Annotated in this window: 11 protein-coding genes; 7 read left to right on the forward strand and 4 right to left on the reverse strand. The window is 40.0% G+C overall.

What is annotated here, in order from left to right; translation table 11 throughout:
• Positions 1-529 precede the first annotated feature (529 nt).
• Together BVH04_RS22385 and BVH04_RS22390 are read left to right on the forward strand one after the other, a co-directional pair.
• Entirely contained in the window at positions 530-2,902 is a 2,373-nt protein-coding gene (locus BVH04_RS22385) for a TonB-dependent receptor (protein WP_086543692.1), read from the forward strand.
• Between the two features lie 2 nt (positions 2,903-2,904).
• Positions 2,905-3,831, forward strand: coding sequence for a DUF4249 domain-containing protein (locus BVH04_RS22390; RefSeq protein ID WP_086543693.1), 927 nt, complete (start codon positions 2,905-2,907; stop codon positions 3,829-3,831).
• Positions 3,832-4,429: 598 nt separating this feature from the next.
• On the opposite strand, the gene BVH04_RS22395 is transcribed toward BVH04_RS22390, so the two are convergent.
• From BVH04_RS22395 to BVH04_RS22405, 3 genes are read right to left on the reverse strand one after another with little or no spacing between them, the layout of a single operon-like run.
• Positions 4,430-5,407 (reverse strand): YpdA family putative bacillithiol disulfide reductase, encoded by a 978-nt coding sequence (locus BVH04_RS22395; RefSeq protein ID WP_086543694.1) that lies wholly within the window; start codon positions 5,405-5,407, stop codon positions 4,430-4,432.
• A gap of 6 nt (positions 5,408-5,413) precedes the next feature.
• Positions 5,414-6,178, reverse strand: a complete 765-nt coding sequence (locus BVH04_RS22400; RefSeq protein WP_086543695.1) for an NRDE family protein — start codon at positions 6,176-6,178, stop codon at positions 5,414-5,416.
• 45 nt (positions 6,179-6,223) lie between these two features.
• Complete coding sequence (locus BVH04_RS22405) at positions 6,224-7,336, reverse strand: alkene reductase (protein ID WP_086543696.1); 1,113 nt, start codon at positions 7,334-7,336, stop codon at positions 6,224-6,226.
• Between the two features lie 348 nt (positions 7,337-7,684).
• Here BVH04_RS22405 and BVH04_RS22410 point away from each other — a divergent pair, with 348 nt between their 5' ends.
• The 3 genes from BVH04_RS22410 to BVH04_RS22420 all read left to right on the forward strand — a co-directional run bounded on the left by BVH04_RS22410 (position 7,685) and on the right by BVH04_RS22420 (position 11,598).
• A complete protein-coding gene (locus BVH04_RS22410; protein ID WP_086543697.1) occupies positions 7,685-8,056 on the forward strand; it encodes a BlaI/MecI/CopY family transcriptional regulator in 372 nt (123 codons plus the stop codon).
• The gene (locus tag BVH04_RS22415; protein ID WP_086543698.1) at positions 8,056-10,047 is read left to right on the forward strand and encodes a M56 family metallopeptidase; all 1,992 of its coding nucleotides are present in this window, start codon (positions 8,056-8,058) and stop codon (positions 10,045-10,047) included. The genes BVH04_RS22410 and BVH04_RS22415 overlap by 1 nt, the downstream gene beginning before the upstream one ends.
• Positions 10,048-10,371: 324 nt before the next feature.
• On the forward strand, positions 10,372-11,598 hold the full coding sequence (locus tag BVH04_RS22420) for a TCR/Tet family MFS transporter (RefSeq protein ID WP_086543699.1): 1,227 nt from the start codon (positions 10,372-10,374) through the stop codon (positions 11,596-11,598).
• On the opposite strand, the gene BVH04_RS25900 is transcribed toward BVH04_RS22420, so the two are convergent.
• Positions 11,599-11,754: a hypothetical protein gene (locus tag BVH04_RS25900; protein WP_205635910.1), complete on the reverse strand. Its 156-nt coding sequence runs from the start codon at positions 11,752-11,754 to the stop codon at positions 11,599-11,601. It abuts the gene before it with no gap.
• Positions 11,755-12,395: 641 nt separating this feature from the next.
• Between BVH04_RS25900 and BVH04_RS22425 the strand changes: the two genes are divergently transcribed.
• Both BVH04_RS22425 and mraZ read left to right on the forward strand, forming a co-directional pair.
• Positions 12,396-12,587: a CsbD family protein gene (locus BVH04_RS22425; protein WP_086543717.1), complete on the forward strand. Its 192-nt coding sequence runs from the start codon at positions 12,396-12,398 to the stop codon at positions 12,585-12,587.
• A 591-nt stretch (positions 12,588-13,178) separates the two neighbouring features.
• Positions 13,179-13,613: a division/cell wall cluster transcriptional repressor MraZ gene (gene mraZ / locus BVH04_RS22430; protein WP_086543700.1), complete on the forward strand. Its 435-nt coding sequence runs from the start codon at positions 13,179-13,181 to the stop codon at positions 13,611-13,613.

Below are 13,613 nucleotides of genomic sequence, written 5' to 3' on the forward strand. Positions count from 1 at the left end.
AAAGAAAACTAAGAAAAAACAAGCATAAATGTCTAATAATCAATTGATTATAATGAATTAATCCCTGCAACGGTCTCAGTTTCATCTTTAGCTGCGGGTTTTGTATTTATGTGGCTGTCTGATTGTCGGGTTTCATACCAACCATCTTTTTTAAGAAGTGTTAATAGGTCAATGCTTTCCGCATGAAAAGGGTAATAAAAATATTACTTTATCAGAAAAACTTGAATATCAAATGGTGACAAGTTTTGAAACAATTTAAGAATAACAGACAGAATCCTACCTGCGAAGCAGTAGAATAATAAAAGTCTCAATTCCTCTGGAATTTCAGTATTCTAGTTTTATCACTTTTAAGATAAAGTGTTCGTGAGACAAAAACTTAGGCAAGGAGTTTTTCTGCTTTTGAAGAAATAGGAAAAAACCTACTTAAGCTTAAGTAGGAAAAGGTATAGGATAAAATATTTTTTACCTTAAAGTTTAGGAAATTGGCATGTATTGGACTTATTTTCGTCAAATATCTTAGATTGTTTCGATGAAAAGAACCTTACTATTCTCCTGCTTTTTTTTGATTTACTTTTTCACTTTCGCCCAAAAAGTCACTGTAAGCGGGACTGTGAAAGATGCAACTAATGGTGAGAGCTTAATTGGTGTCAATGTTTTTGACAAAAAGAACAGTAAAGGCTCGATCACCAATAATTACGGATTTTTCAGTTATTCCCTATTCGAAAGCGAAGTTGATCTTGTATTTAGTTATGTGGGGTACGAATCGATTGTAGTCTCTTTAAATCTGGAAAAAGATACGCTTTTGAATGTGGAACTTCAGCAGGCGGGTGTGCTCAATGAGGTAGTGATTGTAGGGCAAAAGTCCGATCCTATTCAGGAAAGTACGCTAATGGGTGTGGTCAACGTGCCCATCAGGGAAATCAAAAATATCCCTGCTTTGATGGGGGAAGTAGATATTTTCAAGGTACTGCAATTACTGCCTGGAGTACAATCAGGAGCTGAAGGCGCTTCGGGTCTCTATGTAAGAGGGGGAAGTCCTGACCAAAATCTAGTACTGCTGGACGGTGTTCCGGTATACAATGCCAGTCATTTATTTGGTTTTTTCTCGGTATTCAATGCAGATGCCATCAATAATGTGGAGCTGATCAAAGGTGGATTTCCTGCGAGATATGGTGGGAGGCTCTCTTCAGTAATCGATATTACGATGAAGGAGGGGAACATAAAAAAATTTCAGGGTGAGGGTAGTGTGGGATTGATTTCTTCCAAGCTCACTTTGGAAGGCCCTATCGTAAAAGACAAGACCTCTTTTTTGTTATCCGGTAGACGAACCTACCTTGACTTGATCGCCAGACCAATTATTCGAAAACAAACCGAAGGACAGGAAGACGTTGGATATTATTTTTACGACGTCAATGCCAAGGTCAATCACATTTTTAATCCAAAAAATAGGCTGTATCTCAGTTATTATGGAGGGGATGATGTGGCTTATGCAAGTTATAATTCATCAAGAGAAAATTGGGATAATTCCGGAAGTATAAAGTCGAGTGAAGAAGCAGGTCTGGGTTGGGGCAATAACATAGCCGCTGTAAGATGGAATCATATTTTCAATCAAAGACTGTTTGCTAATTTCACAGGAACATTCACCAATTATAAATTCAATCTTTTTTCTGAATCTGAGGATGTCTTCACTACAAACTCGGGAGGTAATGTTACCCGCGATTTTTACTCGGCAAATTATTTTTCGGGGATCAGAGATTTCGCCTTGAAAGCTGATTTTGATTTTATCCCTAATCCTCAACATTACATTCGCTGGGGTGGGATGATGATTGACCATAGATTTACACCGGGAGTTTTTGTGGCAAGGGAAAGTGAAAGGCCAGAAACGAGGGAAGGAGCTGTTCCTTCGGATTCGCAGGAGTTTTCGATGTATTTGGAAGATGATTTTAATATCGGCGACAGATGGAAATTCAATGTGGGCGCACATTTTTCCGGATTTATTGCTGACAGCGAGACGTACTCTTCCTTTCAGCCTAGAGTAGCGATGCGGTACTTGTTGGATCCAAGTTCCTCGATAAAACTGTCTTATGTGCAAATGGCTCAGTTTGTTCATCTGCTCACCAATGCCGGATTAGGGCTTCCAACTGATCTTTGGGTACCATCAACTGATCAAATTGGTCCCCAAGAAAGCTGGCAATTGGCGGCTGGGTATTTTAAGAGTCTGGATTATGGATTGGAGTTTTCTGCAGAAGCTTACTACAAAAACATGGATGGCGTCATTGAATACGAAGACGGCGCTTCTTTCTTAAATACTTCCGCAGATTGGCAGGACAAAGTGACCTCAGGTGAAGGAAGGAGCTATGGTCTTGAAGTGCTGTTGCAGAAAAAGACCGGAAGAACCACAGGTTGGATCGGATATACCCTTTCTAAAACTGAGCGAAGATTTGATAAGATCAATTTCGGAGATTGGTTTCCCTTCCGATACGATCGCAGGCATGATATCAGTGTGACTGCAGTGCACAAATTGTCCGACAAAATAGACATATCGGGAACATGGGTATTCGGGAGCGGAAGTTTCGTCACTGTGCCTACCCAGCGCTATCAAAATTCCACTATTGTGATTAATGATTCTAACATTACTTACAATGGATTGACTATAGATTATTTCGAGTCAAGAAATAATTTCCAGATGCGCAATTATCATAGACTGGATATAGGAATCAACTTCAATAAAGTCAAAAAATGGGGAGAGCGGACTTGGAATGTTTCAGTTTATAATGTGTACAGCAGACAAAACCCTTTCTTTATGGACATCGCTTACAACTATGATTTGCAGCGCAGTCAACTCCGACAATTCAGCCTTTTCCCGATCATACCATCGGTTTCTTATAGATTTACCTTTTGATCATGAAGACCAGATATCTTACCATTAGCATTCTTAGTTTTTTAGCCTTGATGTCCTGCGAGCAATTTCTCGAGGTAGACTTGCCTGGTCAAGAACCAAAATTGGTTTTGAATTCACTTATTGAGCCTTCGGATACTGTAAAAGTCTTCCTCACTCAAAGCAGGGGCGTTTTAGCAGGCAGGGAATACGATGAATTTGATTTGGTGAAAGATGCAACTGTCCAACTCAAAGATGGTACGGGTAACATCTACACACTAGACTATATTGACCGAAGCAGGCCTTATGACACCGATGCCTTTTATTACCTGAGAGGTAAAGATCTGGTTGGGGGTGAAAGTTTTGAAATTTCTGTGGAAAAAGAGGGATTCCCGAAAATCAGCAGTGAAGAAGTATTACCCCAAAAAGTCGACATCAAATCCATAGAAATGACCAATCTAGGTTCGAATGGGGGACTTGAAACAGAGGATGTATTTGAGGTGACAGTGAAATTCAGTGATCCTCCAGGAAATGATTTTTATGAAATTTCGGGAGGGATTTCTGGTCGGGATATATTCGTAAATGCAGGTGACACAACCTACTTCTCCTACAGTTCTGCTCTTTATCCCAAACCCGTCAATCCGATCTATGAAAAGGATTATTTACTAAGGAATGTCCTCCTTTTTAGAGATAATCTGCTCAATGGTGCTGAATCAGAAATGGTGTTTCGGACTAGCATTCGTCGGGATTTGGATCTGAAAGTCACAATCAGACTCTCGCATGTATCAGAGTCGTATTATTTATATTATGATACAGCAGATTTGCAGCAATATAACAGTGGAGATATACTGTCGCAGCCTGTATTGGTCTATACGAATATTAAAAATGGCTTAGGTATTTTTAAGGCTAGAAATACAGATGAACGAGTCATTGAAATGAGGGTCGATGATTGATGTATGTACTTATCTCCTCTTCCTGAAGAACCTAAAATAACAAGGGCACCGAGCAAAGTCCAGGTGCATATAGAATAATATGAGTGTCCGTAATCCTGCACGTTGCCAAATTTAATACTGATTTGCTTCCTAAAATCCCCCTTACCCCCTTTAAGAAAGGGGGAATTTGATCCGATTTAGAATCAAGATTTTGCTTTTTCCGGAACGTGCAACAAAGCGAACACTCATTTAGAATAAACATGACCACGGATATAGTTGCGGAAAATCATATTTTTTAATGCGATTATACGGAATCTTGCCAGTAGAAAATTTATAGGATCGAAAATCCATAGGCACATTGAATTCTGGTTTATCCGGTCTCCGGTCATCGGTCTTCCAATCCGTTGACTAAAGAGAATTCGCTTACTGGCAGAAAAGCGTACATACAGATTTTTTAATACGTATATTTTCGATCTTACATGTACCCAATTTAAGTAGGGTTTTCACATGAAAAAATTCCCCTGGCCCCCTTTGAAAAATGGTAGATTACCCGAAATTGAACCTCAACCATTGATGCCAAGACAGGACGTACATCCTTGCGAATAGTCATATTTCGTAATCATCCTTTCAACTTTCTCACAATATCCTTCACGATAATTTCAGCATGGACAACGCTGTTTTCGATAAAGAATTCTCTAGTATTTAATCCGCCACATACTACGCCTGCGAGATAGACTCCCGACACGTTTGTCTCGTGGCTTTGCTCATCGTATTGTGGCTGGCATTTATCGTCTTCACTCAGCTGCACACCCAATTGATTCAATAATCCGAAATTAGGTTTGTACCCAGTCATAGCAAGTACGAAGTCATTTTCTATAGTAACATCTCCTTGAGGAGTATCAATTACAACTTCATGCTCGCGGATTTCTTTCAGTTTTGAATTGGTGAAAGCTTTGATAGATCCTTCTTTTATTCGATTCACGATATCGGGGCGAACCCAGTATTTCACCGCTTGATCTACTTCGTCTTCAAGTAAGACCATGCTCACTTCAGCGCCTTTTCTCCAGGTCTCGAGCGCAGCATCTACAGCAGAATTTGCTCCACCTACGACGACGATTTTTTGGTTGATAAATGGCCAAGGCTCTTTGTAGTAGTGTTGAACTTTTGGCAAGTCCTCACCCGGTATATTCATCAGATTTGGCAAATCATAAAATCCGGTTGCCATCACTACATTTTTAGCCAGATACTCACTTTTGGAAGTTTTGATATGGAACAAGTCCTCTTTTTTCTCAAGAGTCTTCACTGCTTCATATAGTTTGACATTTAGGTCGAAGTGAGAGAAAATCCTGCGGTAATATTCCAGAGCCTCTGTTCGGTTTGGCTTATTTCCGATGGACATAAAAGGAATATCTGCCATCTCCAATCGGTCTGAGGTGGAGAAAAAAGTCATGTTGATCGGGTAGTTAAAGATCGAATTAGTAAGCGCACCTTTCTCAACAATCACGTAATCCAATCCTGCTTTTTTCGCTTCTACGCCACAGGCAAGTCCTATTGGCCCGCCCCCGATGATCAGCATATCATATATTTTGTTTGCCATTAGGTCTTAGGTTTGATCAAGTTGAAATTGAAAATCCAGATCTGAGTAGTGCTCGGGGTTCCATTGAAAACTTCGCTGTTTGAGTTGAACCAGCCCGGATGTATGTTGAACCACTGCCGAAGCCGAAACCGTTCCATAACTCTTCGGCATTCTGATTAATTGTGCTGAAAGGGATGCCTCCATTTCAATAGGTATTCCTGTTTTTGGAAGCATTTCTTGTGGATAAGTCTCTTTGGATTTTAGAATATTTAGCAGATCATTAGTGGAAAAATCTGAATTGGTCAAGGTCTCAAGCTGCCGTTTTGCCAGTTCTACTTTCGGCCAAGGATCATTGAGAAGGGCATTGCTCAGGCCGTAAATTCCCGGCTTTACTGCTTTTATTTTATGGGAGTAATTGCTTAGGTAAAATAGTTTTTCTCCATCGCTTACCAGCAGATTAAATCCATCATACTGATCTCGATCTTTTTGAATTCCCTCTAGGTAGTCTTCTGGACTAATGTGACTTTCCAGCCATTCTTGAACTAGTTTTCCTCGGCTGATCTTTGCAATTCTAGGATTGCCAAAATCCCGGTAATTAGTCAAGAGAGACCAGCGACCGTTTGGATGAAAACCCATCCATGTGCCGCCACTTCTCAGGTCTTTTCCCGCGTAAAAACCCGATTCCCAAAGATGCATCGCTTGGGAAGGCCGCTCAAAAAACTCATCACGGTTGGCGCTGATGATCAAAGGAAATTCTGGATTAGTCCTCCAAGAAAAAGCTACTAAACACATGGCTTAAAAATAAAGAAAAGGGCCGGAATATCCGGCCCTGGGTGATTATCCAACTTTTATTTCTTCAAGACTGGGGTAATCGGTATATCCTTTTTCTCCAGGAGTATAAAAGGTGTCTTTATCAGGCTTAGCAAGTTTAGCTCCTGATTCAAATCTCTCTACCAAATCAGGATTGGAAATATAATGTGTGGCATAAGCCACAGCATCTGCCTCGCCGTCTTCGATCACTTTATTACCTTTTTCCTGATCAAATCCTGCGTTGATAACCAAGGTTCCTTTGTACAGCGGGCGGAAATGCTTAGCTATATGACTTACCAGATAAGGAATATCTGAAACATCTGTAAAAGGCTCAGATAGGTGTAAATAAGCCAAATCATAATCATTCAATTTTTTGACGATGTATTCAAAAGTTGGAATAGTCTCTTCATCAGCGGTCATGCCAAATACTCCATTAAGTGAAGGATTTAGTCTCAAACCAATTTTTTGCTCTGGCATCACTTCTTTGAGCGCATCGATGATTTCAAAAAGGATTTTTGCTCTGTTCTCTATTGATCCGCCATACTCGTCTGTTCTTACATTGCTGGTACCATTGAAGAATTGATGAAGCAAGTAGCCATTGGAGCTGTGAATCTCAATTCCGTCAAAACCTGCTTCCATTGCATTTTTCCCGGCATTCTTGAAATCTTGGATCGTTTGCTTGATTTCTTCCAACGTCATCGCTTTCGGCGTGACAGTTTCTTTAAAGCCTTCTGGCGTGAATGATTTTTCATTTGGATTGATGGCAGAAGGTGCCACAGGCAAATCTCCGTCATGGAAATCAGGATGCGAGATTCTCCCTACGTGCCAGATTTGGATGAAAATTTTTCCTTCAGCTTCATGCACCGCTTTGGTTACACCTTTCCACCCTTCTACTTGTTCTTCGGAATAAATTCCAGGAGTATTTATATAGCCTACACCTTCTTTGGAGACTTGTGATCCTTCTGTGATGATGAGGCCTGCCGTAGCACGCTGAGCGTAATATATCTCGTGGATTTCAAATGGCTTATTTTCAGGATTATCAGCTCTGCTTCTGGTCATTGGTGCCATCCAAATTCTATTTTTCAATTCTAGGCCACCGGCGAGTGTGATAGGCTTTAGTAGCGCTTGGTCGTTATTCATGATATAGTTGGTTTTGTTTCTAAAAATTCAATGTCTATACAACTAATGTCAAGGAAGTAAAGTTCGCATTTCAGTTTTAAACTTGGAAAACGCTCACTGCCAGTTGTATTTACTTCATGTATGTATTCAAAACCTTTCCAAAGACTAAACCCGAACACTTTTTCTTACAAAAAGCTATTTCTCAATCACTCATTAAAGTCTGTCCGAGACATTTATGATGTATTATCTATGTATTAAATTTCTGGCAGACAATGTTTTAACACAATTTAATACGATTATTATCGTAGATGTTTTGTACTTACGATTCTCTTCGTATATCTTTGTACGAAAGTTATCGTATAAACAACTATGAGCAAGCCTACCGAATCAGAATTAGAAATACTTTCCCTATTGTGGGAAATGAAGCAAGCAAGTGTTCGTCAAGTTCATGAGCGACTGGCTGAAACAAAGGATACTGGATATACGACCACACTGAAGACCTTACAAAATATGCATGCCAAGCAGATGGTCAGTCGGAATGAGACACATCGGACTCATATTTATAGACCTGCTACCAATCAAAAGGATACGCAGAAGTCTCTGCTCAGAAATCTGGTATCGACTGCTTTTGGTGGCTCTGCTCAGAAATTGGTGCTCCAGGCATTAGGTGAAGAAAACCCTTCAAAGGAGGAATTGGATGAAATTCGCGCATTTTTAGATCAACTTGAAAATAAGAAATAATGAATCTTTTAAACGACTGGGTTCCTGAAAGTTTGCTATATGCAATGGGCTGGACGCTCGTGCATTCACTTTGGCAACTCGTAATTATTGGCGCTGGCCTTTGGGTTCTTTTGAAAGTATTTAGAAATCACAGTCCTGCTTTCAAATACAATTTGGGATTGGCAGCTTTGTGTCTTACAGTACTGGCAGCATTTGGCACCTTTATTTATGAGGTTTCCAACTTTACTCCTACTCCTTTATTAGAAAGAATGAATTTGGCATTTATGCCGACTACAACTCTAGAAGCATCTTCAGCAGTTGGGTTGGAAGCTATTATTTCTATGTCAATCAATTGGATTGAACTGCAATTGCCACTGTTGGTGAATTTCTGGTTTGTAGGTGCAATGCTCTTTCTTTTCCGCTTAGTGAATAGTCTCTCGGAAGTCAGAATGCTAAGAAAATCATCCTCAGATCCTCAGGATTCTCAGTTGGAGCAAATGCTGCATCGTCTAATGGGAAAAATGAATGTTTCCAAAAACGTGGAGCTTCGACTTACTTCCCACTGTATATCACCAATCACTTTCGGATTTCTCAAACCTATAATACTTATTCCAGCAGGGCTTATTTTGCAGCTTACTGCAGTCCAGTTGGAAGCGATCATCGCGCATGAACTGGCCCATGTGAAGCGTAACGATTACCTCGAAAATCTATTTCAGTCAGCAATAGAAGTGCTTTTCTTCTACCATCCTTGCTATTGGTGGATGAATCAGACTGTGAAAGAATTGAGAGAAAATGCTGCCGATGATGTAGCAGTAAAAGTAGGAATTGTGCCAAAAGAGCTTGCACACGGTCTGGCGAAAGTGCTGAACCATGCGAAGCAAAATCCTCCGGAACTTGCTTTGGCAGCAGGAAAAAGAAGGAATCCCACCCTTCAAAGAATCAAAAGAATATTGGGCCATCCAGCTCAGACTTATCCACAAAACCCTATTATTTCTATCCCAATGTTACTATCTCTCTTATTGAGTGCAGGCCTTATGGCAACTGCACAGCAGGACGTTGCTGTCTCTGTAGAAAAAACAAAACCGATATCGGTGAATTTGAATGCCGATGTAAATCCAGTTGAGAAAGTTGAGGAGATTGCAAATGTTAATCTGATGATCAATTCTAATGTCGATGTTTTTGTTGATACGCTTATTTCCAAAGGCGATACGGTTATTATAAGAAATAACATCAAAGGATCTTTTGTTTACAAACTTAATGGTGACACGCTGCTTTTGGAAAATATGCCAGAATTAGTGCTTGCACCTATGCCGCCATTTCCTGCCGGGATGATAGCTCCGGTAATGGATTTTGCCATGGCTCCTGTTCCGCCAATGGGGTTCGGTATGGCTCCGATTCCCGGATTTGACATGGGCTCTATGCCAGCGATGGACTTTGATATGGGCAGTATGCCTGTCATGGATTTCATGGTTTCTCCTCCCGTTTTCGTATTTGACACAAGTTCTTTTTCTCTAAAAGACACGGTCAATATGACCAAATCCGAGAAGGAAAAATGGGTAAAAGACGTGGAGAAAAGTGCCACTGAGTTTGCTGAAAAAATGGAGGACTGGGAGAAAAGCATGAAGCCTAAAATGGATGCTTACGAGGAAAAAATGGCTCAATGGCAAAAAGCTTATGAGCCAAAAATGGAGGGATTTGAAGAGAAAATGAAGATTTGGCAAAAGGAAATGGAGCCAAAAATGAAGGAGTTCGAGATGAAAATGGAAGCTTGGCAAGAAACTCAAGGGCCTAAAATGAAGGAATTTGAAGCCAAAATAGAAGCATGGCAAGATGCAAATGAGCCTAAAATGAAGGAGTTTCAAGAGAAGATGAAAGATTGGGAGAAAGAGATGCAACCAAAGATCGAAGAGTATCAGCGTAAAATGGAAGTTTGGCAAAAAGAGAATGCAGCCACAATCCAGGAATACCAGAAAAAACTTGAAGAAGCACTAAAGAAAAAAGACGATAACTGATAGAGCTCTGTTTCTTTCAGAACTTCCTGAAAAAGATAATTGTGTGTTAAAAACTGAAAAGGACTCGCTAGATATTGGCGGGTTTTTTTTTGTAAAATTTTTGGGTTTTCAACGGTACAGCTTGTATCATTTCTGGGGTATAAAGTCCAATCATAAGTGAGACAATTTTTATAATTGATGGTTATATCAATTTTAGGAATACTAGTGTTTTGCTTCGTTAGGTCACCTGTATTCCTATAGAAAGCGAGAAATGAAAACTTAACTTCCGATGTGGTGATACTTTTTTTTCGAAAGTGATTAATATAGCAGGCTCGAAAAACACGCATGCCTTCCAAACCTAACCGCGCCTTAATTTTCATCTTCATCACTATCCTGGTAGATGTGATAGGACTGGGAGTGATTATCCCTGTGGTTCCCAGTCTGATCGAGGAGCTCACAGGTGAAGGACTAAGTGAAGCTTCTCGCTATGGAGGATGGTTGATTTTTTCATTTGCAGCTATGCAGTTTCTATTTTCTCCGATAATGGGTGGCTTGTCGGATCGATTCGGAAGACGTCCTGTTTTACTGTTTTCCTTATTTGGATTAGGGATAGATTACATCTTTCATGCTTTAGCTCCAACGTTGTTCTGGCTATTTGTAGGAAGATTGATTGCAGGAATGTTTGGGGCTAGCTTCACTACCGCTACGGCTTATATCGCAGATATCAGCACGCCGGAGAAGCGGTCCCAAAATTTTGGACTGATTGGAGCTGCTTTCGGTCTGGGATTTATTATAGGCCCGGTTATCGGCGGGTTGGCAGGAGCAGAATTTGGCCCTAGAGCACCTTTTATTGTTGCAGCGGCACTTTCCCTTTTGAATGTGACCTATGGTTTTTTTGTTTTGCCCGAGTCTTTGGATAAGGACAAAAGAAGACCTTTTGAATGGAAAAGAGCAAACCCCATTGGTTCTCTGATGCGGCTTAAAAAATACCCGGTGATTTCAGGATTGGTAATTTCCATGGTGTTGATTTACTTGGCTGGTCACGCAGTACAGAGCAATTGGGCTTATTTCACCATGTTCAAGTTTGAATGGGATGAAGCGATGGTTGGCTACTCTTTGGGTGTGGTAGGTTTATTGGTTGCATCAGTTCAAGGAGGATTGATTCGGGTGGTCATACCAAAAATTGGTCAGGCCAACTCAGTGTATGTAGGTATTGCGCTTCAGGCTATTGGCTTATTTTGCTTCGGCATTGCTTCGGCAGGGTGGATGCTTTTTATCTTCCTGATCCCTTATTGCTTAGGTGGAATCTCTGCGCCGGCCTTGCAGGGAATTATATCTAGCCAAGTTCCGGATAGTGAGCAAGGTGAGCTTCAAGGTGCGTTGACAAGCTTGCTAAGTTTGACAGCTATCGTGGGTCCGGTGATGATGAATAGTTTGTTTTCATATTTTACGTCCGAGGAAGCGCCTATTTATCTTCCGGGAGCAGCTTTTTACTTAGCGTCAATATTGATGACTTTCAGTTTGTTTTTTGCTTACAAAGTGCTTTCTACCCGATTAGCTAAAACTCTTTGATTATTCTGGACTCAATGCTATCAAATTCTCTAGTGTATTTGCATCAGCTGTTTTCTTGTCTAGGCACCAACCCAAGATCATTGTAAATCTAACAGCCACGCCATTTTCATGAAGATTGGAACAAATAATTTCTTCAATCGCCAGTTCTATTCGCATCTGTGATATGCCCGGATAGGTTATTTGTCAAATTTAATTCTGTTGCTTGGAAGAGGCTCATTCCATCCTATTCTCTGAAGATTGATTTCTCCCAGCCGCTGTTGGAAAATGGAAAAATTGCCAGGATGAGTCTTTTATTTCTTGTGTATTAACCTTGCAAGAAGAGGATGGCCGGAATTTTTATACGCTTTCTTCTCCGGCTACTATGGATCAATTTGGATCTGGGCTATCGGATAGAAAATTTCTTTAGGATAGAATTCCAAATGTTCTGATCTGGCTATTGACAGGCCTTTGATCAACTGCTAAAAGTTGGTTGCAACGATTATTTTATATAATCAGCGTAGGATTCTTAATAAGCGAAAATCAAATTCATAACAGGACAACTAGGAAAAAGTCTATAAATAATAGAATGGATATCAGGTCAATTCCCTATATGTTTTTTGATTGGGAGTGAGAACAGCCTCACTAGTTGAATTTGATTCCCCGATTTGACGACAAATGCGGTAGTGTTTGATTTAGGGAAATATCAAGAATACCCTTTAATTGTGGTGCAATCGTGTTTTTTTGATCCAAATAGTCATGGCATTACATGTGCTTCCCAGCTAAGTAAGAAAATAACTTTTAACCAAAACAAAACTATTATGAGCGCATTTGAAGATAAAGTAAAAGGAAACTGGAACGAAATCAAAGGTAAACTGAAGCAGCAATATGGCGATTTGACTGACGACGACTTAATGTATGACGAAGGAAAAGCAGATGAGATGTTAGGTAAAATCCAGAAAAAAACAGGGAAATCTAAAGAAGAAGTTAAGTCTTTTATCGACGGCTTATAATTGTAAGCAACTCTATAAGTGAAAGCGTTCTCAGGTTGAGAACGCTTTTTTTATTTCTTTGAACTACTAGCACAACGGTTTGCTACAATTGCGTATTTAAAAAGGATTCTTCTATGTACTGAGAATGAAAGACCATTACTGCATAATCTACATATACTTGGCTCATACTAGTGTTTATTTTCAGTTACAAGAATTTCAATTCTTGAATAAATTAATAAAACATACTTTTTGTTTAACGGCCTGTGGGATTTCTCCCCAGTTCAGGGTGGACTCATTTGTCTTGTAGTGGGAATTGCCGCACTTTTCTTTTGAAGCTCATCAATCTATCGGCATCATATTTTTTTCAGGCATAAAAAAACCTTCAATATACTCTGTTTTGCCCCATTTTGGGGAAACTCTAACCTCTTTCTAATCAATACTATACATCTAAAAAAATCGGTGATTTTTTCAATTAAATATTGGGATGCCATAAAGATTTGTCTACTTTTAAGTGAAAGTGGGAATTTGTGGAGGAAAGTGGTAGAAAGTGAAAGTCATTTTGTTACTTTTGTCTTTAGCACAAACCCAATATTCTAAGGAGTTCAAGAATTTATGTTCAACAGTCAATACGATTGCAAGCTAGATCCGAAAGGGCGTCTGGTTTTGCCGGCCAAGATCAAGGCGGCAATACCAGAGGCTAACGGGACTGTGCTTATGCTCCGTATGGCTGAAGATAGGTGCTTGGCTCTTTATACCATAGTAGAATATAAAAAACTGGAGAATCAGATTAAGTCTCTGAACATCAATAATGCTGAGCAGCGATTGTTGCAGAGGTCTTTTTTCAATTCAGTAACTGAGGTAGAGCTGGACAGTGCAGGTAGGTTGTTGATACCAAAGCATTTTCAAATCTATGCTGGGCTAGAGAAAGAACTAATGGTGGCAGGCAACGGGTCTCGAATAGAAATCTGGAATACTGAAAACTACCTGAAAAATATTATCAAGGATCCGGCGGACTTGTCCAGCCTGATGGAAAAGCATCTTTCTTAA

The organism is Algoriphagus antarcticus, from assembly GCF_002150685.1.
Taxonomy (GTDB): domain Bacteria; phylum Bacteroidota; class Bacteroidia; order Cytophagales; family Cyclobacteriaceae; genus Algoriphagus; species Algoriphagus antarcticus.